Consider the following 21,923-nt stretch of genomic DNA (forward strand, 5'->3'; position numbering starts at 1 on the left):
GGTCTCCTCAGTTTTCGAGCAGCCGGCAGCACGCACTGCCGGCGGCGAACAGGTCCAGAGTCTCGAACAGGGTCTTTGCGATCACCCGATGGCCGCGACCGCTCGGGTGGGTCGGGTCGGCCATCCACTCGGCCGGCGCCCAGCCGTTGCCGGCCGTGGTCCAGTGCGCGAAGTGGTCGACGAGCAGTACGTCGCGTCGGGAGGCGACGGTTCGGATGGTTTCGGCGTACGCGGGGAGGTGGTCGCCCAAGTTGTAACGACTGGTTCTCAGTACGGCGGTCGGTGTCTGCGCTACGACTGTTGCGCCGGTGTCTTGGAGCGTGCTCAGCAGGGTGTCGTACTGATCGGCGAACTTATCGAGGCCGTCCGGGCCGGCTTTCGCGTCGTTGGTGCCGACGCCGATCAGGACCAGGTTGGGGGACTGGGCGAGGGCGGCCGGCAGTCTGTTGAGGGTGTCCGCGGTGGTGGCGCCGGAGACGGCCCAGCGGACGAACGAATCGGTGGTGCGGGTCAGCTCGTACCGGACCCGTTCCTCCAGCAGTTGGACGTAGTCGCGCTCGGCGCCGGTCCAGTGCGCGCCCTGCGCGATGCTGTCGCCGATCGTCGCCCAGCGGATCGGCTCTTCGGACTGCACGGCGGCCGCTACGGCCGTACTCCCGGTCGTGTTCGCCATGGCCGACACGATAGCAACATTCTCTGCTATTGCGACAAACGTTTGCAGTCCGTATCGTCCAGCGCACCGCCTCCGTCGCAGAGGAGTCCGCCCGTGACTGATCAATCCGGAATCACTCGCCGCAGTTTGCTCGCCGGTACGGCCGCTGCCGTGCTGGCCGCAGGTACGACAGCTGAGGCGTACGCCTTGCCGTCAACGATCGACCGCACTGCCCTTGCTGCTCTGACTTTGCCGAACCCGCCTGCCGCTGGGATCGCTCGCGGCCAGGTGTTCGACAACGCCATCCCGGACCGCTCCGTGTACGCCGGGCTGGTGTCCTTCGTCTGGGGCGCGTCGAGTCTGGCGCAACCGGCCGGCGCGGTCCCGTCGGCGTACATGCCGGCCTTCCGTGATTTCGACAAGACCCACACGCTCGCCTGGTACGAGACCAATCACCCGGACTGGATCGCGTACACGGCCGACACCCCGGACCGGTCGGCGGTGGCGTGGGAGTTCAACAACCAGACCTACGTCCCGATCGACTTCCAGAATCCGGACGTACGCACGTTCTACTGGAACTCGTTCGTCCAGCCGAAGATCGACGCCGGGTACCCAATCATTGCCTTTGACAACATTGGTACGTTCAACGGTTACGGGAACGCCGGGCACTACCAGGGCTCGCGGTGGGTCCAGCAGTACATCGGTGGTACCGCCGGCCGGGTCGACTCCGCGTGGTCGACCGCGGTACTTGATTGGATGTCGTACTTGTCCCAGCGGTTGCACGCCGCCGGGATCGGGATGGCCGCGAACATCACCTGGAACGCCTCGGTCCAGCTCGCCGACATGCTGCAGGCGGTGAGTTTGGTCGACGTGTACGTCGACGAGCAGGGCTTCACCGTGCATCGGCCCGGGAACTACAACGACGCGGCGTGGGACGCGAAGTTCAGCTTCACCCGGCAGATCGCCGGCCAGACACTGCACCTGGCGATCAACCAGACCACCGAAGACACCCTCGCGACCGCCACCCAGGCACAGATCGACTGGGCGGTCGCGAACTATCTGCTGTATCGCGAGCAGAAGAGCATGTTGACAATCTGCGGCGTCGGCGAATACCACGTCTTTGTCGATTGTCAACAATTGCACACCAACATCGGCGCCCCGTCCGCCGCTCCGGTGCTGGACCCGTCCGGCGCGTACACCCGGCGGTACCAGCGCGGGATGACGTTGGTGAACAAGTCCGCCTCGGCGACCGCCGTGGTCACGCTGCCCGCCGGGACCTTCACCGACCTGCACGGCGCGACCGTCTCCGGGCAGCTGTCGATGCCGCCCAACTCGGGCAGCGTGCTGGCGAACTGACGCGTGCGCGGCACGGCCCGCGACACGACCATTCACGAGAGGAATGTGCATGAGACTCCGCCGATTGTCCTCGGCCGCGCTGGTTCTCACAGCCGGTCTTGGATTGTTGACACCCGGATTGTTGACACCTGCCGCACAGGCGGCCGAGCCCGTACCGAATCAGGCCGGCGGTACCTGCCAGCCGCCGCAGACTGGTGTCCCGTTGCCGGTCACCAGCGACCACGGCGTACTGCAGGCGCAGGTGTTCGACCGGCAGGTCCCCGACCCGTCGGTGTACGCCGGCCGAGTCGGTTTCGTCTGGGGTGCTTTGAAAGCGGCGCAACCCGACGGCGTACTGGCCAGCTCGTACGTCACCGCGTTCCGGAACGCACCCGCGCGTCAGTTCACGCCCGAGTGGTTCAAGACCAATCACCCGGACTGGATCGAGTACACCGCCGATCGGACGACGCCGGCCTGGGAGTTCAACAACCAGGTGTACACGCCGATCGACATCAGCAACCCGGCGGTCCGGCAGTGGTACATCACGAACCTGCTCGACCCGGCGATCGCGGCCGGCTTCAAGGTGATTGCCGTCGACAACATTGGCGTACGCAACGATTTCAAGGTCAGCGGGCACTACGACGCGAACGGCGCGTGGGTACAGCAGTTCGGCACCGATCCGAAGGACCCGGCGTGGGTCGGCGACGTGCTCGATTGGCTGCGGTTCCTGCGTGACTACCTGCATTCGCGCGGGGTGGCGGTCGCGTTCAACCTGACCTTCAACGGCAGCCTGCACGACGAGTTCCAGGACAAGTCGCCCGAGTACATCGCCGCGCTCGACGAGATGATCGACATCTCCGACATCTGGCTGAACGAACAGGGCTTCACCGTGCACCGGGTCGAGAACGTCACCGACGACGAGTGGCAACTCATGTTCGACCTACTCCGCCGCCACCGCTGCAAGCCGGCCGTGATCCTCAACAAGCTCCCCACCGACTACTGGTACGAGTCCACCCCCGCGCAGCGCCAATGGGTAGTAGCCAACTATTTCCTCTACCGCGAATCCCCAACGATGCTGGAAAGCACCGGCCGCAAGGACTACGCCGCCTTCAACGAAATCCCAGAAATGACAGCAGACCTAGGCCCCGCCATCACCCCACCCGTACACCGAGGCCCCACCCTCTGGACCCGCCTGTACCGAGACGGCCTGGCAGTCGTAAACCCCACCTCAACCCACCCCGCCCAACTATCCCTCCCCGCAGGCACCTGGACAGACCTACACGGCACCCAATACACCGGCAACATAACCATCCCCGCCAACACCGGCCTGGTACTCAAGAAGAACTAACTCGAGCGCTGTCCTCCGGGTCTGCGTCGTGGTTCGAGCCGGAGACTCGGAGGACCGGCCAGCCTGCGTTGATACGTTGACGTGGTTGTGGTGCCGGTGGTGGTTTCAGCAGCCGCCGGACTGCCCGGATGGTTGCCTCGCGTGTGCGGCGCTCATCAAGAATCCGGCGCACACCATCCAGAATGTGCTGGTGTCAACGCTCCTGGCGACCAGCCGTCCAGGCTCGCGCTGGAGTTGTCAGTCAGAGGAGCGATTTCCACCGGAACGTGGATCGAGCGCACGTCGCCGGTCGGCTACTACCGCGGAGCGATGTACCACGGAGCTGTCCAACTCGTGGTCAGTCCACACGGGCGCTCAATGGCCGGTCGATGGCTCGGTTTCGGAAAACAGTTCGAGGTGAACACAGGTGATTGGAAGCTCGATTGGCTCGGCGACTGAGCTCACACCTCGGGGACCGTGCCGGAGCCGCTGATCAGGGCGACGATTGCCGTGCCCGCGGCGAAAGCTCCGCCGCGTACAAGGTCGAACAGCGCGTACATCATCTTTGCTTCGTAGACCCAGTCAAGCAGTACGCCGTGCCGCTCCTCGAACTCTTCGATGAATGCGTCGAGTTCAGCTGTTCGTTTCGCGTACCCACCGAAGTGATAGTCACTTTCGAGTCGCCAGTTGCCCGCCCGGCCGCCGTACGCGGACCGCTGCAGTTGGACGATCTCATCCTCCAACGACGTAGCGCCCTTCAGGACCGGAACACCGATGACCATCTGGTCCTCGGCCAGCCCCGCGGCAATGCCCGCCAACGTCCCGCCGGTACCAACCGCACAGAACAGTGCGTCGAATGGCTCCGTCAGCTCGGCTGTGAGCTCCGCGCATCCCACGACGGCCTTCTTGTTGCTGCCTCCTTCAGGCAGTAGACAGAAGTCGCCGAATTCCTGGTGCAGGTCACTGATCACCGGTTCCGTTGTCTTGGCCCGGTAGGTGGTTCGGTCGAGGTAGGTGAGTCGCATGCCGCGCGCTTCGGCGTACGCGAGTGATGGATTCAACGGCAGGTGCTCTTCGCCACGTATCACGCCGATCGTGTCGAAGTCGCCGTAATATCCGGCTGCGGCGGTTGCCCGAATGTGGTTCGAGTACGCGCCACCGAACGTCAGCAGAGTGCGGAAGCCCTGGTCGCGCGCCGCGGACACGTTGTACTTCAGCTTCCGCCATTTGTTGCCCGGGATCTCCGGATGGATGAGATCGTCACGCTTCAGCACGACACGTACACCCGCACCGGTCAGACGATCGTCAACCAGCTCCGAAACCGGCGACGGCAACCGGGGAGCCAGTACCCGAAGTTCCTCCACCACCCCACGATCGCACACCAAGCTACCGGGTCTTTTGGTGCGCGCCGGCCTGGCCATGCGTTGGCCCGGCTGTTTCTTTTGTCTTCAGTGGAGGTTGGTGGGGGCTACGCCGGTTGAGCCTCGGATTACCAGGCGGGTTTCCAGTTTTACGGTTTGGGGGGTCAGGTCGGGGTCGCGGAGGTGGTCGAGGAGGAGGTCTACGGCGGCGGAGCCGAGTTCGGCGGCGGGGACGTGGATGGAGGTGAGCATGGGGTGGGTGACGGTGGAGAGGGGGCTGTCGTCGATGCCGATGACGCTGATTTCGTTGCCTACCTGCATGCCGCGTTCGGTCAGGCGGGACATCACGCCGAGGGCGATCAGGTCGTCGTACGCGATCGCGGCGGCTACCTCGGAGGACTGGAGCAGGTCGGCGGCGCGCATGCCGGCCTGGATCTGTGGCTCGAAGGGGCCCAGCTCGCGTAGCTCGACGTCGTTGGCGGCGCAGGCGGCGGCCAGGGCATCGCGGCGTTGCTGGTTGGACCAGGAGCGGCGCGGGCCGGACAGGTAGGTGATCCGGCGGTGGCCGAGCGAGATCAGATGTTCGACTGCCTCTTGCATGCCTTCGTTCTCGTCGATCACGACGCTGCCGGCGCCTTCGACCTCGCGGTTCACGAAGACCACCGGGAGCTGCTGGGCGAGCCGGGTCAGGTCGGCGGGGGCGGTTCGCGGTGAGGCCAGGATGAGGCCGTCGACCTGGCGGCTGAGGCCGCGGGCGAGTTCGAGTTCGTCGGCGACGTGTTCGTCGGTGTCGGCGATCAGCACCGCGTACCGCTTGTCGCGGGCGCGGGCCTGCACGGACTTGATGATCGGCGGGAAGAACGGGTTCGCGATGTCCGGTACGACCAGGCCGACGGTGTCGGTCCGGCCGGACACCAGCGACCGGCCGGCGCGGCTCGGGGCGTACCCGAGTTGCCGGGCGACGCGTTCGATCCGGGTCCGGGTCTCGGCGTTCACCTTCTCCGGGTCGGTGAGGGCCCGGGACACGGTCGAGGTCGACACGTTGCAGGCCGCGGCCACCTCGGCCAGCGTGACAGCCAATGCAGCTCCCCAAGTCGGGTACGGATGGATCTTGGCATCGTAGCGCAAACGATTGCCGCTGTTGCTGACCCTGATCGTACCCACTTCTATCGGTTTCGACTGCAAACCGTTGACTCTTGCTGCAAACGTTGGCAGTCTCATCTCACCCCGCTCATCACCCCCCCGGGGGCCGCTCCGGCCCGCGGGACCGAAGGGAGATCCCGTGCGCCCCAATCCCACCCGCCGCAGAGTGAAACTGACAGCTGCCCTGACCGGTCTGGTGCTGCTGTCCGGGTTGACGGCCTGTTCGGGTGGCGCCGGCGACACCCGCGCCGCGAACACCCAGCCGCTGACGGTCGCCGCGTACTCGCAGCCGACCCTGCAACCGAACTTCAACCCGTTCTCGGTGAACGCGCTCCGCGGCACCATCGGCCTGATCTACGAGCAGCTGTTCGACTTCAACACCGCGCACACCGGCGAGTTCATGCCGAGCCTGGTGACGAAATACACCTGGGGAACGGGCGGCAAGGCGATCGATCTTGCTCTGGACAACCGGGCGAAATGGGCCGACGGAAGCGCGCTGACCGCTGACGACGTGATCTTCACGTTCGGCTACCTGAAGCAGCACGAGCTGCTCGCGCTACCGGTGGACAAGGTCACCAGGACCGCCGACGGCGTACACGTCACCTTCACCAAACCGGCGTACGCGGCGATCCAGGACCTTGGCCGGACGGTGATCGTGCCGAAGAAGATCTGGGCCGGCAAGGACCCCGACACCGACACGAACGTGCAGCCGATGGGCAGCGGGCCGTACTCACTCGGGCAGGTCACCGGTCAGCAGGCGACGTTCAAGGCGCGCGCGGACTACTGGAAGCAGCAGGTCCCGGTCCCGCAGATCACGTACGTCACCACCAGCAGTACGAACCTGCTGACCCAGCAGCTGGTCCGGCACGAGATCGATCTCGCGTACGCGGGAATCCCGGATGTGAAGAACCAGTTCGTGCAGCGGAGCCCGGCGCAGAACCATCTCTGGCCGATCTACGCCAGCATGAAGCCGTTGATGCTGAACCTGAAGCGCAAGCCGTTCGACAACGTGCATGTCCGCAAGGGCATCGCGCTGGCGATCGACCGGCAGGCGGTCACGGACGCCTACAACCCAGGTGTGTACCAGCCGGTTGGCCCGACCGGTTTGTACCAGGGGACGTGGTCGTCGTGGATCGCGCCGGCCGATCGTGATCCGGTGAAGCCGGACCAGGCGGCCGCGCTGGCCGAGCTGGCGCAGGCCGGGTACAAACAACAGGGCGGCAAGCTGATCGGTGCCGACGGCAAGCAGTTGAAGCTTCGGATCCTGACCGTCAGCTCGTTCGCGGACGGGATGGCGTACACGCAGGAGCTGGCCGGTCAGCTCGCCGCGCTCGGCATCGACGCGGCGGTGAACGGCGTACCGTCGGCCGCGTACACCGGGGACGAGGACAAGCGGGACTTCGACGCGATCTACGGCGATGCCTTCACCTTCGGCACGAACCCGTACACGTTCTACAACAAGATGCTGTCGAAGAAGTCGAAGACGAACGTGGTCGGTTGGGACGACCCGGCGACCGAGTCCGCGCTCGGCGCTCTCGCCCAGGCCGCGCCGGACGCTCAGCTCGCCGCGTCCAAGCCGTTGCAGCAGATCATGCTGACCCAGCTGCCGGTGATTCCGGTGGCGGTGAAGGGCACGCCGTACATGTACAACACCGAGCACTGGACCGGTTGGCCGAGCGCCGACGACCCGTACACGACGCCGGACCCCGGTGCGATCAGCGGTGTCTTCGCGGCCAAGCTGTTCCTGTCCCTCAAGCCGGCATGAGACGTCTCCGGGGCGCGCCGTTCGTACAGCGGATCGGGTTCTACCTGATCGCCGCCTGGTCCGCCGTCACGATCAACTTCGTCCTGCCACGGTTGATGCCGGGCGATCCGGCGTCGGCGATCCTGTTCAAGATGTCCGAGCTCGGGCCGGTGTCCGAGCAGCAGGAGGAGCTGGTGCACCGGCTGTTCGGCGGTGCTCGCGGGCAGTCCTGGTGGCACGAGTACGTGAGTTATCTGAACGGCATCATCCACGTGGACTTCGGGCGGTCGATCTCGTTCTACCCGGCGACGGTCTCGTCGGTGGTGAAGTCCGGGTTCCTGTGGACGTTGCTGCTGGTCGGCAGCGCGACCGTGATCGCGTTCGTGATCGGTACCAGCCTGGGCGTCGTGGCCGGCTGGCGGCCGGGCCGAGCGGTCGACTCGGTCGGCAGCCTGGTGTCGATCTTCCTGCATTCGGTGCCGTACTTCTGGGTGGCGCTGATCCTGGCGTACGTGTTCTCGTTCACACTCGGCTGGTTCCCGCTTTCCGGTGGCGCCGATCTCGGTCTGGTCCCCGGATTCACGCCGGAGTTCCTGAACAGCGCGGTCCGGCACGCGATGTTGCCGGCCGCAACGATCGTGCTGACGTCGGTGAGCGGGTGGATGATCCACATGCGCAACATGATGGCGTCGGTGGTGAACGAGGACTACGTCCTGCTCGCGCAGGCGAAGGGTCTGCCCGGGCATCGGGTCGTGTTCTCGTACGCGGCGCGGAACGCCGTCCTGCCCAGCATCAGCGGGTTCGCGGTCTCGATCGGGATGGTGGTCGGCGGGTCGCTGCTGACCGAGATGGTGTTCAACTATCCCGGTCTCGGCAGCCTGCTGAACCAGGCGATCGTGAACGTGGACTACCCGTTGATGCAGGGCCTGTTCCTGATCATCTCGCTGACCGTACTGGCGGCGAACTTCGTGGTCGACTCGCTCTACGTGCTGATCGACCCGCGGACCCGGGAGGCGTCGTGATCAGACGACTTTGGGCGGGCGGCGACCGGAAGGTGACGGTCGGGCTGACGGTCCTGGTACTGATGCTACTTGTCGCACTGGTCGGACCAGTGGTCGTAGGTTCCTTGCTCGGCCAGTCGCCCACCAAGCTGCACGCCGGCCCGCCGCTGGCCGGGCCGTCCGGGGAGCACTGGCTCGGTACGACCTCGTCCGGAGTGGACGTGTTCGCGCAGTTCATCACCGGTACGCGGGTGTCGGTCTTCGTCGGACTGGTCGGCGGGACGATCTCGACCTTCCTCGCGGTCGTGTTCGGGCTGGTCAGCGGCTATCACACCGGAAAAGTGGGCGCTGCGCTGACCGGGTTCGTGAACATCTTTCTGGTCATCCCGGGACTTCCGCTGCTGCTCCTGATCGCGAGCTACACCCGAGGTCGGGGCGGCTGGGCGGCGGTCGCGTTGATCATCGGTCTGACCAGTTGGGCCGGCGGCGCGCGGGTCAAGCGGGCGCAGACGTTGTCGCTGCGCAACCGTGACTTCGTGGCGGCCGCGCGGTACAGCGGGGACAAGCAGTCGCGGGTGCTGTTCATGGAGGTCGTACCGCACCTCGCGCCGGTGATCGCGTCGACGTTCCTGTTCGCGGTGGTCGGCTCGATCGCGGCGGAGGCCGGGCTGGACTTCATCGGCGCCGGCAACACGAACACGGTCAGCTGGGGCACGATGCTCTACTGGGCGCAGTCGCAGGGCGCGTTGCAGAGCGGCGCCTGGTGGTGGTTCCTGCCGCCGGGCCTCGGCATCGCCCTGGTCGGTACGGCGGCCGGGTTGGTGAACTTCGGCATCGACGAGCTGTCCGACCCGCGGCGCCGTACGCTCCGCACCGGCGGACGCCCGAAACGAGGCCCGAAACGGCGGAAGGTCAATCGTACGGAGGTGGCGGCATGACGTTGCTCGAAGTACGTGACCTGATCGTCGAGTACGGCACGGATCAGCCCGTACGCGCGGTCGACCAGGTGTCGTTCGACGTCGGACGCGGCGAGATCTTCGGCGTACTCGGCGAGAGTGGCAGCGGGAAGACCACGTTGATGACCGCGATCACCCGCCTGCAGCGACCACCGGCCCGGATCGCCGGCGGTACGGTGACGTACCGCCCGCCGGAAGGCGAGCCGGTCGAGCTCGTCGGCTGTACGCCGCGCCGGCTGCGGGAGCTGCGCTGGGAGCGGGTCGCGGTGGTGTTCCAGAGCGCGATGAGCTCGCTGAACCCGGTGATGCGGGTCGGTACGCAGTTCGCGGACGCGATCCGCGCGCACCGGGCGGTGAAACGATCCGAGGCGTGGGACCGGGCGGCGGAGTTGCTCGAACTCGTCGGCATTCCGCGCGACCGCGTACGCGGCTATCCGCACGAACTGTCCGGCGGAATGCGCCAGCGGGCGGCGATCGCGCTGTCGCTGGCCTGCCGGCCGGACCTGGTGGTGATGGACGAGCCGACGACCGCGGTCGATGTGGTGATGCAGCGCCAGATTCTCGACAATCTGAAGGAACTGCAGGCAACCTTCGGCTTCTCGGTCCTGTTCGTCACGCACGACCTGTCCCTGCTGGTCGAGCTGGCTGACCGGATCATGGTGATGTACGCCGGTCGCGCGGTCGAGATCGCGTCCGCCGAGAACATCTACCGTGATCCGAAACACCCGTACACACAGGGATTGCGGGACTCGTTCCCGTCATTGCACGGCCCACGGCGGGAGTTGCGCGGGATCGGCGGTACGCCGCCGGATCTGCGCCGGTTGCCGACCGGTTGCGCGTTCGAACCTCGGTGCCCACATCGCGTCGACGACTGCCGGGAGTCCTTGCCGTTGCTGATCGAACGCGACCGCACGCAGGCAGCGTGCCTGCTGCTCGACCGTCAGGAGGTGGCTCGATGACCGTATTGCTGGAAGCCGTCGAGGTCACCAAGCGGATGGCGCTGCACGGGCGTCAGCACGGCCAATGGTTCACCGCGGTCGACTCCGCGTCGATGACGCTCGAGTCCGGCAAGGTGGTCGCGCTGGTCGGCGAGAGCGGTTCGGGGAAGAGCACGCTGGCGCGGATCCTGACCCTCGGCGACGAGCCGTCCGGCGGAACGATCCGGTTGGCCGGGAAGGACGTCAGCTACAAGCGGCGTACGGACCGCCAGGCGCACTTCGGGCAAGTGCAGTTGATCATGCAGGACCCCTTCGCGTCGCTGAACCAGTTGCATCGGGTCCGGTACATCCTCAGCCGTCCGTTGCGGAACTTCGGCACTGCTGACGGTGACTTGACCGCCAAGGTCATCGAACTGCTCGAACGGGTGAATCTGACACCGGGGGAGCAGTACATCGACAAGTACTCGCACGAGCTGTCTGGTGGCCAACGGCAACGAGTAGCGATCGCACGGGCGCTGGCGGCGGACCCGGTGGTACTGATCGGCGACGAGCCGGTGTCGATGCTGGACGTGTCGATCCGGCTCGACGTACTGCGCCTGTTCGCGGACCTGTGCGCGCGGGACGGTCTGGCGATGCTGTACATCACTCACGACATCGCCAGTGCACGGTACTTCGCGGATGAGATCAACGTGATCTACGCGGCTCGCATGGTCGAGGGCGGTCCGGCCGAGGAGGTGACGCAGCGGCCGCGCCATCCGTACACCCAGCTGCTGCTCGAGTCGTCGCCGGACCCGGATCGCGGCAGTCCCCGGCGTACGCTGCCAATGGCCGATGCCTCGAACGAGTCGGCCGACCGGGAGCAGGAGCTGGCCGGCTGCCCGTTCGCGGCCCGCTGCCCACATGCGATGCCGATCTGCGCCGAGAAACCACCACCAACCACCACGTTCGCCGACGGTCACTGGTCGCGCTGCTGGTTACACGAGGAGTAGTTGGGGTATTTGTAGTAGGTGACCCGGGCATCGATCGTCATCATCCTCACCACGGCCCCGCTGCTGTTGCTGTCCGCCTGCGGCACAGCCACCCCCACCACCCAGCCAACAGCAACAGCAACAGCAACGGTCACCGCAACCGCGACGGTTACCGCGCCTCAGAGCACCACCACCCAGCCGTCGGCTGTCCCACCGTCAGCTGCGCGTCCCTCCGTGCAGGCGGGCGTCGTACCGAATGTGGTCGGGCTGAACCACCAGCTGGCCCAGGACACCATGCAAGCGGCCGGCTTCTACTACCTGACCGAACAGGACGCCACCGGCCAGGGCCGCCTGCTGATCAACGACCGCAACTGGGTAGTCGTCTCCCAATCACCCGCCGGCGGCACCAAAGCAGCCGCCGACACGAAAATTGTCCTGCGCTCCAAGAAGATCGGCGAGTAGCCGACGTACCGAAGGACGGGTAGTGGGCGGCGGACACGCCCTACCCGTGCACGGCGTCACGCTCAAGCGCCCGGACACTACCCGTCCTTCGGCACATCAGTCCGGCAGACGGTCACGAAGTCTTTGAGTAGGCGCCGGGCGTCGGCTGCCGTAACCTCGCGCGGAGTGTGGACCAGCTGCGCCGCGAGGCCGTCGACGAAGGTGTGCAGCAGGGCCGCCCAGCGTTCCACCTCGGGATCGTCGTGCTCCCGGAACGTCGCCTCGGTCAGGCCGCGCTCGGGTTCGTAGCCGAGCAGCGCCGCGGCGCACTGCCGGTAGAGGGCTCGCTGTTCTCGCCAGGTGGTCGATCCCGGCGTCGGCGATTCGCGTTCCCAGGCGACGACGGCCGACCAGATCGCGTACTCCTCGCGTCGCGTCGCGTCGATCGGGAGGAACTCTTCCAGGATCGACACGACCCGTCCGGCCAGCGAGGCGCCGCGTCGCGGCCGGGCGACCCGGGGGTACACCCGGTCGCGCAAGGTGTCGGTCGCCGCCTGGACGACGAACTCGCGCAGTGCGTCCTGGCTGGCGAAGTAGTGCCGCAGGGAGCCGGTCGACTTGCCGGTGATCGCGGCGATCCCGCGGACCGTGACGCCGTCCAGGCCGCGCTCGAGGATCACCCGGAGGCCGGCGTCGGCGATCTCCCGGCGGCGCTGTTCGTGATCGACCAGACGAGGCACGGCAAGATGCTAACACGCCCGTGTTAGCATCGTTGGCAAGACGGATGTGTTATCAAAAGGTGGAGGGGGAGCTCGGGGTGTCGCTCGAGATGATCGCGGCGGTGGCCGGACTCGCGGTGCTCGACATGCTCAGTCCGGCGGTCGCGGCGACGACGATGTACGTCCTGCTCCGGCGCCGGAGTGGTGCGTTCGGGCTGTTGACGACGTACCTCGGCACGGTCGCCGTCGCCTATTTCCTGCTCGGCGCCGGTCTGATGTTCGGGCTGTCGACCTGGTTCGACGCGGTCGGCGAGACGACGATCCGGTGGGGGCAGGCTGTCCTCGGTGCCGCGCTGCTCGTCGGCAGCTGGTGGGTTCCGACGGAACGAAAACCCGATCGCGGCGTGGATTCGCGGCCGCTCGGCCGGCGGCGGATGGTGGTGCTCGGCCTCGGGACCTGGGTGGTCGAGTTCGGTACCGCGCTGCCGTTCTTCGGCGCGGTCGCGATGATGCTGTCGGCGGACGTCCCGATCGGGCAGTGGGTGCCGGTGCTGGCCGGGTACGTCGCCATCATGATCGCGCCTGGGCTACTGATCTTCGCCGGCTGGCGGCTGGCGGGTGACACCGTGCGGGGCAGGCTCGAACAGCGGAGCGCGAAGCTCGCGACCGGTTCGCGGGCGTGGTTGCCCTGGCTTGTCGGCATCGCCGGATTCCTGGTGCTGCGCGATGCCGTGGCCCACCTGCTCGACTGATTGCCGGGTCGGCGGGTGGTCGGTCAGAGGAGGCGTAGGGCCTCGGCTATTGAGGTGGTGACGGGGGCGCCGGTGGCTTCCAAGGAGGTGCGGGTCATGGCGCCGGTGGCGACGAGGATGCACTGGGTGCCGGCGGACTGGGCGGCTTGGGCGTCGTCTACTACGTCGCCGATCAGTACTACCTCGGTCGGGTCGAGTTGCTGGGCCGCCAGGTGGCGTACCAGGCTGTCGGCCTTGGAGCCGCCGCCTACGTCGCCGGCGAGGCCGTCCACGCGGGTGAAGTACGACGTCAGGCCGTACTGGTCGACCGTCGGTGTCAGGCGTGCGTGGAACCACATCGACAGCAGGGACTGGGTCCGTCCGCTGGCGTTCCACTCACGTAGTACGTCGTGGGCGCCGGTCGCGAGCTCGCAGGTGTGCAGGAGCTCGTCGTAGCGGTCGTGGTACAGCTTGTCGACCGCAGCCCACTCCTGCTCGTCCAGTTGGCGCTGCAGGATCTGCTCGTACGACACCCGCATCGGGCGCGCGTACGCCTCCTGCCACTCGCTCCAGCTCAGGTCAGCGCGACCGAACCCGGCACAAACTCCGTTGACGGCGGCCAGGACGGCGTGATTGTCATTGAGCAGTGTGCCGTTCCAGTCCCACACCACATGCGTAGCCTTCACCGGAGTAACTGTAGACGTGCAAACCAGAGCGAAAGGTGGTCCCCTCGTGGCGGAGTTCCGGGCGGCAGCCGAGGTGGCGGCCGGGTTTCACACCGACGTGATCGCGCCGCTGGTGGGCGACATCGGCTACGCGGCCGGTCTGCTCGGGTGGGGCTCGGATGTCCTCGGCTACGACACCGCACGCTCGATGGACCACGGCTGGGGCCCGCGAGTGACCGTACTGGTCGATGCGGACGAGGTGGATCGCGTACGGAAGGCCGTGGACGACGGACTACCTGATGAGTACGACGGGTACCCGGTGCGCTTCGGGTGGGACAGCCTGACGCCACAGCACCATGTGACGGTGTCGACGCTGGGCGACTGGCTGACCGGACAGCTGGGGTTTAACGCGTCCCAGCCGATTGCTGTTGCCGACTGGCTGGTGACACCACAGCAGCAGCTACTCGGCGTGGTGGCCGGACAGGTGTACGCGGATGACGGCCGGCTCGCTCCGGTACGTGCAGCACTGTCCTGGTACCCGGACCAGATCTGGCACTGGTTGATGGCCTGCCAGTGGTCCCGGATCGCCCAGGAGGAGGCGTTCGTCCAGCGGACGGATGAGGTGGGTGACGTACTCGGCTCACGGGTGGTCGCTGCGCGGTTGACGCGTGACCTGATGCGGCTGGCACTGCTGCAGTCGCGTACGTACGCGCCGTACACCAAGTGGTTGGGTACGGCGTTCGCAAGACTGGATGACTCGGATGGACTCGCCAGTGCGCTGTCCGGTGCAGTGGACGCCGCGTCGTACGCGGACCGCGAGCAGGCACTCGTCACCGCGTACGAGCTGGTAGCCCGCCGGCACAACGCACTAGGCGTCACCGACGAGCTGGATCCGTCACCGCGGCCGTACTTCGACCGCCCAGCTCAGGTCATCGGTGCCGACCGCTTCGTCCAGGCGTGTCTGGCAAACGTCACGGACGAAGCGGTCAAGCGGCATGGTCTGATCGGGTCAATCGACCAGTACGTGGACAACACGGACGTACTCAGCAACCCGCAGGTGTACCGCAAGCTGGCCGCTGTCTACCGTTGACGGCCGCTCACTCTGACTTGGGCCGCTCGCCGTACCGAGTGGCCATCGCGATCGACTTCTCGTCGGCCCATGACCAGCTAGGGCGTTCTGTTGAGGGGCCCTCGTACGGCAGGTCGGCGTACCGCGCCTGTAGCTCGGCCAGTTGTTCAGCGAGCGTCGCACGGTGCTCCGCGTACGCCGGGTCGTCTGCGACGTTCACCAGCTCTTCCGGGTCGGTGCGGAGGTCATACAGCTCCCACTCCGACTCGAACAGTCGCTCCGACGAGCCTGGTACGCCCAGACCGGCGCCGTAGTAGTGGATGAGCTTGAACTCCTTGGTGCGTACGCCGTAGTGCGCCGGAGCGTGGTGGATCGGGTCATCGTGCTCCCAGTACCGGTAGTACATCGCCTCGGGCCAGTCCGGTACCTGCTCGCCACGTAGTAGCGGCAGGAAGCTCCGGCCCTGCGACGTCGGTAGCGCGGATGCGGTGTCCAGCCCGGCCATGTCCAGGAAGGTCGCTGCGAAGTCCACGTTGGTCACCATGGCATCGCAGGTGCTCCCGGCGGGCAGGGCGGCCGGCCAGCGGATCAGCATCGGCATCTGCAGCGACTCGTCGAACATCAGCCGCTTGTCGAACCAGCCATGGTCACCGAGGAAGAACCCCTGGTCGGACGTGTACACCACTACCGTGTTGTCACTGACACCCTCCTCGTCCAGTACGTCCAGGAGCCGGCCCACGTTGTCGTCGATCGACTGCACGCACTGCAGGTAGTCACGCAGGTAGCGCTGGTACTTCCACCGCATCCGAGCTTCCCGGTTCTCCGGTCCGCGCAGTTCGTCCGGCAGGTCCTCGCCAAGCTCATCCGCACCCAGGTCGTCCGCCACTGACATGCGTACGCCACGAACCGCCTGACTACGGGTGCTGTGGTCGTCGTACAGCGTGCTCGGCTCCGGGATCGATCCGACCGGGTAGAGGTGCTTGTGCTTCTCATCCGGCACCCACGGCCGGTGCGGCGCCTTGTGGTGTACGAGCAGCAGGAACGGCCGTTCCGGGTCCCGCTGCCGCAGCCAGCCGATGCTCTGATCGGTGACGATGTCGGTGGCGTACCCAGACACGGTCGCCGCGCCGTCCGGTCCGATCATCAGCGGATCGACATAGTCACCCTGACCAGGGAACACCCGCCACTCGTCGAAATGGCGCGGTGCGGACTCCGCGCGCTCGCCGAGATGCCATTTGCCGAACAGTGCGGTCTGATAACCGGCGTCCTTCAGTACTTCGGCGAACGTAGGTACCCGGTAGTCGAGCTCGGTGAAGATCGACGCCACCCCGTTCACATGGCTGTACGTACCGGTCAGGATCGACGCCCGCGACGGGGAGCAGATCGAGTTCGTGCAGTACGTCGCGTCCATCCGCACCCCGTCCTGGGCCAGCCGGTCCAGGTGCGGCGTGCTGTTGATCCGGCTGCTCGTGTTGTCGCAGTACGCCGAGATCGCATGCGCGGCGTGGTCGTCGGACATGACGAAGACGAGGTTCGGGCCCGGCATCAACTCACCTCTCCGGTGACAAGTTCGGCAGTCAGGGCAGCATCGATCTCCAGCATCATGTCCGCGGTCATACCCGGATGCGACGCGAAGATGTCGAGCAGGGGAGCCGAGGGGATCAGCCGGCGCATGCCAGTCAGTCCGGCGACGATGTGAGTTGGTAGTATGGCCGGGTAGCGATCCAGTACGTCGGACAGCGTCAGGGTCCGTAGTGGTGAGTCCGCGGCAAGCTCACTCCGCCGGACTGATGGCTGGAGTGCTCGTTGCACTTGCTCCCACTGCTGTCCGATCAGTAGGTGCTCGCTGAGCACCGGTCCGTCAGCAGGAAGGCCGAGGCGTTCGTACTGCTCGGGTGGCGCGTCGTTGGCACGCATCTGGTCGACCAGGAGCGTGCAGAGCCGCAACTCGAGTTCGTCGTCGCGGAGTGGGCTCTGCTGTTGTGGATCGGTCTGTAGGTCGAACAGCAACGTGCCGTGCCACCACGGGTTGCCGACCGGTGGTCCGGCGACACGTAGTACTGGCACGCCTTTGGTGAAGGTGAAGCCGTCCACCAGCTCAGCGTCCCGTAGCTCGGCCGGTGTGAAGCGGGCGCGCATGTGGGTAGGCATCAATGTGTAGTTGTACAGCGGACCGTTTGACTGATCGGCGCACGCACGCATGTACACGTAGCGTCCGTCGGTGACGTTGACATGACCGCCATGCGCACCGAACAGCGCCGCCTCGCGTGACCCGCCCGCCAGCACCGGCTGCCCCTGCATGTCGTCCGGAACACCCACACCGAAGTAGTCGAGCAGCGTCGGCGCGAGGTCGATTGTCTGCACCAGCTCCTCGGTACGCTCGCCGGACCGGCGCTGCCGGGGATCCCAGACGAACAGTGGCGTGTGGATCGTCTCGTCGAACCAGGGCTGCACGCTCTTGCCCCACCAGCCGCGCTCACCGAGCAGGAAGCCGTGGTCGGTGCAGACAATCAGCATCGTGTCGTCCCACAGCTGGTGCTCATCGAACAGATCGAGTACGCGGCCCAGCGACCGATCGCACATCGCCAGTAGAGCCAGGTACTCACCCCGGGCCCGCTCCACCTCGTCGGGCGACTCGATCACCCGCCGGTACGAGGGCCAGTCGAACACCGGTGCATCCGTGTCCACCCCCGCCAACTGCCGGTACTCCTGATAGCTGAAGAAGGGCTCGTGCGGGTCGAACGTCTCGATCTGTACGAACCACCCGTCCTCCGCCCGGTTGGTCTCGATGAACTCGATCCCGGCGTCGAACGTGCGTGTCTGACTGTGCTGCGCCTCGTCCTGCAGGTACTGCCGGTTAACCCAGTCCTGCCGGCTGAGGAACGACGTACCGTTCAGCGTCGCCGGCACTTCGGGATCACGGACCTGGCCCTTCCACCGATCACCTTCCTGCCCGCGGAAGAACTCGTACGTCGAGTACCTGTTGTGGTACGTCGCACCGCCGTCCTCCCAGTAGTGCTGATGATCGGTCGCGAGATGCGTGTGTACGCCGCTGGTCCGCAACAACTCCGGCATCGAGTCGTCGTACGGCTCCAGCGGGCCCCACGAGCGGTGCAGGAAGTTGTACCGCCCGGTGTGCAACTCGCGGCGGGCCGGCATACAGGGCATGCTGCCCGCGTAGCAGTTCTCGAACAGTACGGTGTGCTCGGCGAGCCGGCTGAAGTTCGGCGCGTGCACCTCCGACGCACCGTACGGCGGGAGCATGCGCCGGTTCAGTGAGTCGTACATGACCATCACGGCACGCTTCATCCAGCCACCTCGAGCCGCTCTTGCCGGCGGGCCGCCTGCCGGTCCGGGTCCGGGATCGGCGCGGCCATCAGCAGCCTCCTCGTGTACGGGTGCGCGGGCCGCTCCGTGACGTCGACGGCGTCGCCGTACTCGACGATGTCGCCGCGATAGAGCACCGCCACCCGGTGACTGATGTGCCGGACGACCGCCAGGTCATGTGAGATGAACAGATAGGCAACGCCGGTTTCCTCCTGGATCGAGATGAACAGGTCGAGCACCCGCGCCTGGGTGGACAGGTCCAGCGCGGACACGGGCTCGTCGCAGACGATGAGTTTGGGTCGCAGCGCGAGCGCCCGGGCGATCGCGATCCGCTGCCGCTGACCACCGGAGAACTCCCGCGGCAACCGGTGAACGGCGTCCTGCGGCAGACCGACCTGGTCGAGCAGCGTGCGCACCCGCCCGGTCGCGGTCTTCCGATCGGCCGAACCACGCGCGATCAGCGGCTCGACCAGGATGTCCTCGACCGTCATCGACGGATTCAGCGAGCTGTACGGGTCCTGGAACACGACCTGGATGTCGTCGCTGAGCTTCCGCCGCTCGCGCCGCGGCATCCCGACCAGTTGCTGCCCGCCGAACCGGATCGAGCCCGAACTGACCGGTACCAGCCCGAGCACCGCCCGGCCGATCGTGGTCTTGCCGGACCCCGATTCACCGACCAGGCCGAGCGTCTCACGCGGTTTGATGCCGAACGACACGTCGTGCAGCGCGCGGAATCCCTTCGACCGCCAGCCACGCGCGGCGTACTCGACCACCACATTGCTTGCCTCAAGCATGGTTCACCTCCAGGCGGGTACGCGGCGCGCTGTCCTCGAGCGTCGATCCGAGCAGGGTCTGGGTGTACTGGTGCCGCGGCCGCGCGAACAACGGCCGGACATCGTTCACTTCGACGATCCGCCCGTCCTGCATCACCGCCACCCGGTCGCAGATGTCGGCGACCACGCCGAAGTTGTGCGTGACCAGCAACATCGCCATCCCGAACTCGGTTTGCAGACCGCGGAGGAGATCGAGTACCTCGGCCTGCACGGTCACGTCCAGCGCGGTCGTCGGTTCGTCCGCGATCAGCAGCTCCGGTTTGCCGGAGACCGCGCCGGCGATCAGTACGCGTTGTGCCATCCCGCCGGAGATCTCATGCGGGTACGCGGCGAACGTACGCGGTGGTTCCGGGATGCCGACCCGTTCGAGCAGGTGCAGTGCCTCCGTCACGGCTGCCTGTTTGGACAGGCCGCTGACGAACCGCAACGGCTCGACCAGTTGCTCGCCGACCCGGAAGCACGGGTCCAGGTTGGACATCGGCTCCTGCGGGATGTACCCGATCCGCTTGCCGCGCAGGGCGCGTCGCTCGGCCTCGGGCAGCCGGGCCAGCTCGCGCCCGTCGAACAGGATGCTGCTGCGACCGAGCAGGGTGCCGCCGGGGGAGAGCAGGCCGAGCACCGAGAAGGCGGTCTGCGTCTTGCCGGAGCCGGACTCGCCGACCAGTCCCATCACCTCACCGTGCCGAACGTCGAGATCGACGCCGCGAACGACCGCGCGGTACTCGTCCCCGCTCGGATAACCGACGGAAAGCTCGGTAATCCGCAGCAACGGCAGCTCGTCGGCACACGGCGTCGCCGAGCCGCCCGGTTCCAGGCGGTCCGCGACCGAGTCGCCCGGTTCCAGGCGGTCCGCGACCGAGCCGCCTGGTTCCAGGCGGTCCGCGACCGAGCCACTCGGCTCCCGGCGCGACGCGGCCGGCGTCGGGAGCGTCGGTGGTTTCGGTGGTTTGCGTGGGCGTTCGGTGCGCTGGATGACGTCGCGGATTGCGTTGCCGAGCAGGACCAGCGAGGCGACGGTCAGCGCGATCGTCATCCCGGGCCACCAGATCGCGACCGGGGACGTGTAGATGTTCGTGAACGCGTCCTGCAGCATGCCACCCCAGGTAGGAGTGCCCGGATCGCCGAGCCCGAGGAACTCCAGGCCGGACTGGACCACGATCGCGATCCCGGCCACCACCGAGGCCTGGATGACGATCGGCGCCCGGATCACCAGCAGCACGTGCCGGCCGATGATCCGCGGATCACTCAGACCCGAGACCCGGGCCGCGTCGACGTAGAGCTCATGTTTGACCGCCATCACCTGGCCGCGAACCAGCCGATGGAAACCGGGGGAGAGCATCACTCCGAACGCGACCATGGCCAGGTAGATCGACGAACCGAGCGCCTGGAACAGGGCGAGCAGTACGATCATGGTCGGCAACGCCATCAGCAGGTTGGCACCCCAGCCGAGTACGCCGTCGAGCAGACCGCCGTAGTACCCACTGAGCAGCCCAGACACCACCCCGAGCAACAGTGCGACGGACAGCGCGATCAGTGCGCCGGCCAGGGTGTTGCGGCCCGCGTGCAGTAACCGGCTGAGGATGTCGCGTCCCGCACCGTCGCCACCTAGTAGGTACCCGCCACCTGGTCCGGCGTTGATCTTGTCCAACCGGAGCGCGGTAGGGCTGTGCGGTGCAATCAGTGGCGCAAGAACGCTCGCCAGCACGATGGCCAGCAGGATCACCAGTGCCACGACCGCCAGTGGGTTGCGGAGGACCTTGCGGACTGTCATTGGACACGCACCTTGGGGTTGACCCAGCCGCTGACGATGTCGATGACCAGGTTGACGATGACGACCAGAACGACCAGCGTGACCACGACACCCATCAGAACCGGTACGTCGCCCTGCAGCGCCGCGTTGATGGTCAGCGTGCCGAGGCCGGGGATGGCGAACACCTTCTCGATCACCACGGCACCACCGAGCAGTGCGATGAACTGAAGCGACAGAACGGTCAGTGCGGGGCTGGCGGCGTTGCGCAGCGCGTGCCGGAACAGCACCGAGCGTGGACTGATGCCACGAGCCCGCAGCGTACGAACGAAGTCCTGGCGCAGTACGTCGATCACTGCGCCGCGTACCTGCTGTGCTGCTGACGCGGTGCTCCCGATCACCAGGGACGCCACCGGCAGTACGAGGGCCGCTGCCCAGCTACCAGGTGACTCCGAGAGCGGTACGTACCCGGTCGCGGGCAGGACGCCCAGGGTGACCGAGAAGAACACCACCAGCACCAGCGCGACCCAGAAGTTCGGTAGTGCGAACCCGGCGACGCTCAGTACCTGGATGACTCGATCCAGCCAGCCGCCTCGTACTGCGGCAGCCACACCGAGGCCCACGCTGATCAGTGCGGTGAGTGCGACGGCCAGTACCACCATGGAGAGGGTGACAGGGAGCCGGTTGGCTATGGCCTGGGCGACTGGTTCGTTGGTGAACCACGAGATGCCTAGGTCGCCCTGCAGCGCGTGCTGCGCCCAGGTCCCGAGCTGTGCGAGTAGTGGCTTGTCCAGACCGAGCTCCGCGTCCTTGGCAGCTAGCTGGTCCGGTGTGGCGTTCTCACCGAGTAGGTTGCGGGCGACGTTGCTAGTGGCCGAGAAGGCGAGCAGGAAGGTGATACCGGCGATCACCACGACCAGTACGGCACAAGCGATCAGTCTGCGTCCGATGAATCCGATCATGCCG

Annotated in this window: 20 protein-coding genes; 10 read left to right on the plus strand and 10 right to left on the minus strand. The window is 66.5% G+C overall.

The genetic code is table 11. The annotated features are described in order from the left end of the window. Window positions 1-7 precede the first annotated feature (7 nt). Window positions 8-673, minus strand: a complete 666-nt coding sequence (locus tag HDA44_RS04155; protein WP_184831471.1) for an SGNH/GDSL hydrolase family protein — start codon at window positions 671-673, stop codon at window positions 8-10. A 93-nt stretch (window positions 674-766) separates the two neighbouring features. Here HDA44_RS04155 and HDA44_RS04160 point away from each other — a divergent pair, with 93 nt between their 5' ends. Together HDA44_RS04160 and HDA44_RS04165 are read left to right on the plus strand one after the other, a co-directional pair. Beyond that, window positions 767-2,008 (plus strand): twin-arginine translocation signal domain-containing protein, encoded by a 1,242-nt coding sequence (locus tag HDA44_RS04160; protein WP_184831473.1) that lies wholly within the window; start codon window positions 767-769, stop codon window positions 2,006-2,008. A 49-nt stretch (window positions 2,009-2,057) separates the two neighbouring features. Next, a complete protein-coding gene (locus HDA44_RS04165) occupies window positions 2,058-3,335 on the plus strand; it encodes an alpha-amylase family protein (protein ID WP_184831475.1) in 1,278 nt (425 codons plus the stop codon). A gap of 440 nt (window positions 3,336-3,775) precedes the next feature. On the opposite strand, the gene HDA44_RS04170 is transcribed toward HDA44_RS04165, so the two are convergent. Together HDA44_RS04170 and HDA44_RS04175 are read right to left on the minus strand one after the other, a co-directional pair. Then, window positions 3,776-4,678 (minus strand): 1-aminocyclopropane-1-carboxylate deaminase/D-cysteine desulfhydrase, encoded by a 903-nt coding sequence (locus HDA44_RS04170; RefSeq protein ID WP_337905622.1) that lies wholly within the window; start codon window positions 4,676-4,678, stop codon window positions 3,776-3,778. An 84-nt stretch (window positions 4,679-4,762) separates the two neighbouring features. Further along, window positions 4,763-5,755: a LacI family DNA-binding transcriptional regulator gene (locus tag HDA44_RS04175; protein ID WP_184831479.1), complete on the minus strand. Its 993-nt coding sequence runs from the start codon at window positions 5,753-5,755 to the stop codon at window positions 4,763-4,765. Window positions 5,756-5,984: 229 nt separating this feature from the next. Between HDA44_RS04175 and HDA44_RS04180 the strand changes: the two genes are divergently transcribed. Genes HDA44_RS04180 through HDA44_RS37870 form a run of 6 tightly spaced genes read left to right on the plus strand, consistent with a single transcriptional unit; the run spans window position 5,985 to window position 11,887 of the window. Then, window positions 5,985-7,583, plus strand: coding sequence for an ABC transporter substrate-binding protein (locus HDA44_RS04180; protein WP_184831481.1), 1,599 nt, complete (start codon window positions 5,985-5,987; stop codon window positions 7,581-7,583). Beyond that, a complete protein-coding gene (locus tag HDA44_RS04185; RefSeq protein WP_184831483.1) occupies window positions 7,580-8,584 on the plus strand; it encodes an ABC transporter permease in 1,005 nt (334 codons plus the stop codon). The genes HDA44_RS04180 and HDA44_RS04185 overlap by 4 nt, the downstream gene beginning before the upstream one ends. Continuing rightward, window positions 8,581-9,501 carry an ABC transporter permease gene (locus HDA44_RS04190; protein ID WP_202887164.1) on the plus strand — a complete coding sequence of 307 codons (921 nt, stop codon included), beginning with the start codon at window positions 8,581-8,583 and terminating at the stop codon, window positions 9,499-9,501. Before HDA44_RS04185 ends, HDA44_RS04190 begins: the two co-directional genes overlap by 4 nt. Further along, window positions 9,498-10,478: an ABC transporter ATP-binding protein gene (locus HDA44_RS04195; protein ID WP_184831485.1), complete on the plus strand. Its 981-nt coding sequence runs from the start codon at window positions 9,498-9,500 to the stop codon at window positions 10,476-10,478. Before HDA44_RS04190 ends, HDA44_RS04195 begins: the two co-directional genes overlap by 4 nt. After that, entirely contained in the window at window positions 10,475-11,446 is a 972-nt protein-coding gene (locus tag HDA44_RS04200) for an ABC transporter ATP-binding protein (RefSeq protein WP_184831487.1), read from the plus strand. Before HDA44_RS04195 ends, HDA44_RS04200 begins: the two co-directional genes overlap by 4 nt. Window positions 11,447-11,464: 18 nt before the next feature. After that, window positions 11,465-11,887, plus strand: a complete 423-nt coding sequence (locus HDA44_RS37870; protein ID WP_337905623.1) for a PASTA domain-containing protein — start codon at window positions 11,465-11,467, stop codon at window positions 11,885-11,887. A 77-nt stretch (window positions 11,888-11,964) separates the two neighbouring features. On the opposite strand, the gene HDA44_RS04210 is transcribed toward HDA44_RS37870, so the two are convergent. Continuing rightward, the gene (locus tag HDA44_RS04210; RefSeq protein ID WP_184831489.1) at window positions 11,965-12,606 is read right to left on the minus strand and encodes a TetR family transcriptional regulator C-terminal domain-containing protein; all 642 of its coding nucleotides are present in this window, start codon (window positions 12,604-12,606) and stop codon (window positions 11,965-11,967) included. A gap of 77 nt (window positions 12,607-12,683) precedes the next feature. On the opposite strand from HDA44_RS04210, the gene HDA44_RS04215 reads away from it, so the two are divergent. Continuing rightward, window positions 12,684-13,337, plus strand: a complete 654-nt coding sequence (locus HDA44_RS04215) for a GAP family protein (protein WP_184831491.1) — start codon at window positions 12,684-12,686, stop codon at window positions 13,335-13,337. A 23-nt stretch (window positions 13,338-13,360) separates the two neighbouring features. Here the strand turns inward: HDA44_RS04215 and HDA44_RS04220 are convergent, their stop codons facing one another. After that, a complete protein-coding gene (locus HDA44_RS04220) occupies window positions 13,361-14,002 on the minus strand; it encodes an HAD family hydrolase (protein WP_337905624.1) in 642 nt (213 codons plus the stop codon). Window positions 14,003-14,048: 46 nt separating this feature from the next. Here HDA44_RS04220 and HDA44_RS04225 point away from each other — a divergent pair, with 46 nt between their 5' ends. Beyond that, window positions 14,049-15,071: a DUF4037 domain-containing protein gene (locus tag HDA44_RS04225; protein ID WP_184831493.1), complete on the plus strand. Its 1,023-nt coding sequence runs from the start codon at window positions 14,049-14,051 to the stop codon at window positions 15,069-15,071. A 7-nt stretch (window positions 15,072-15,078) separates the two neighbouring features. On the opposite strand, the gene HDA44_RS04230 is transcribed toward HDA44_RS04225, so the two are convergent. From HDA44_RS04230 to HDA44_RS04250, 5 genes are read right to left on the minus strand one after another with little or no spacing between them, the layout of a single operon-like run. Then, window positions 15,079-16,596, minus strand: coding sequence for a sulfatase family protein (locus tag HDA44_RS04230; RefSeq protein ID WP_184831495.1), 1,518 nt, complete (start codon window positions 16,594-16,596; stop codon window positions 15,079-15,081). Beyond that, window positions 16,596-18,359 (minus strand): sulfatase, encoded by a 1,764-nt coding sequence (locus HDA44_RS04235; RefSeq protein WP_184831497.1) that lies wholly within the window; start codon window positions 18,357-18,359, stop codon window positions 16,596-16,598. The genes HDA44_RS04230 and HDA44_RS04235 overlap by 1 nt, the downstream gene beginning before the upstream one ends. Beyond that, on the minus strand, window positions 18,356-19,171 hold the full coding sequence (locus HDA44_RS04240) for an ATP-binding cassette domain-containing protein (RefSeq protein ID WP_184831499.1): 816 nt from the start codon (window positions 19,169-19,171) through the stop codon (window positions 18,356-18,358). The genes HDA44_RS04235 and HDA44_RS04240 overlap by 4 nt, the downstream gene beginning before the upstream one ends. Further along, a complete protein-coding gene (locus tag HDA44_RS04245) occupies window positions 19,164-20,981 on the minus strand; it encodes a dipeptide/oligopeptide/nickel ABC transporter permease/ATP-binding protein (RefSeq protein WP_184831501.1) in 1,818 nt (605 codons plus the stop codon). Before HDA44_RS04245 ends, HDA44_RS04240 begins: the two co-directional genes overlap by 8 nt. Then, on the minus strand, window positions 20,978-21,919 hold the full coding sequence (locus HDA44_RS04250) for an ABC transporter permease (protein WP_184831502.1): 942 nt from the start codon (window positions 21,917-21,919) through the stop codon (window positions 20,978-20,980). The genes HDA44_RS04245 and HDA44_RS04250 overlap by 4 nt, the downstream gene beginning before the upstream one ends. Window positions 21,920-21,923: the final 4 nt, after the last annotated feature.

This window comes from Kribbella solani (assembly GCF_014205295.1).
Classification (GTDB): domain Bacteria; phylum Actinomycetota; class Actinomycetes; order Propionibacteriales; family Kribbellaceae; genus Kribbella; species Kribbella solani.

Coding starts and splice junctions, on each gene's coding strand:
- HDA44_RS04155 (WP_184831471.1), bottom strand. CDS start 673: ATGGCGAACACGACCGGGAGTACGGCCGTAGCGGCCGCCGTGCAGTCC.
- HDA44_RS04165 (WP_184831475.1), top strand. CDS start 2,058: ATGAGACTCCGCCGATTGTCCTCGGCCGCGCTGGTTCTCACAGCCGGT.
- HDA44_RS04185 (WP_184831483.1), top strand. CDS start 7,580: ATGAGACGTCTCCGGGGCGCGCCGTTCGTACAGCGGATCGGGTTCTAC.
- HDA44_RS04195 (WP_184831485.1), top strand. CDS start 9,498: ATGACGTTGCTCGAAGTACGTGACCTGATCGTCGAGTACGGCACGGAT.
- HDA44_RS04200 (WP_184831487.1), top strand. CDS start 10,475: ATGACCGTATTGCTGGAAGCCGTCGAGGTCACCAAGCGGATGGCGCTG.
- HDA44_RS04230 (WP_184831495.1), bottom strand. CDS start 16,596: ATGCCGGGCCCGAACCTCGTCTTCGTCATGTCCGACGACCACGCCGCG.
- HDA44_RS04235 (WP_184831497.1), bottom strand. CDS start 18,359: ATGAAGCGTGCCGTGATGGTCATGTACGACTCACTGAACCGGCGCATG.
- HDA44_RS04240 (WP_184831499.1), bottom strand. CDS start 19,171: ATGCTTGAGGCAAGCAATGTGGTGGTCGAGTACGCCGCGCGTGGCTGG.
- HDA44_RS04245 (WP_184831501.1), bottom strand. CDS start 20,981: ATGACAGTCCGCAAGGTCCTCCGCAACCCACTGGCGGTCGTGGCACTG.
- HDA44_RS04250 (WP_184831502.1), bottom strand. CDS start 21,919: ATGATCGGATTCATCGGACGCAGACTGATCGCTTGTGCCGTACTGGTC.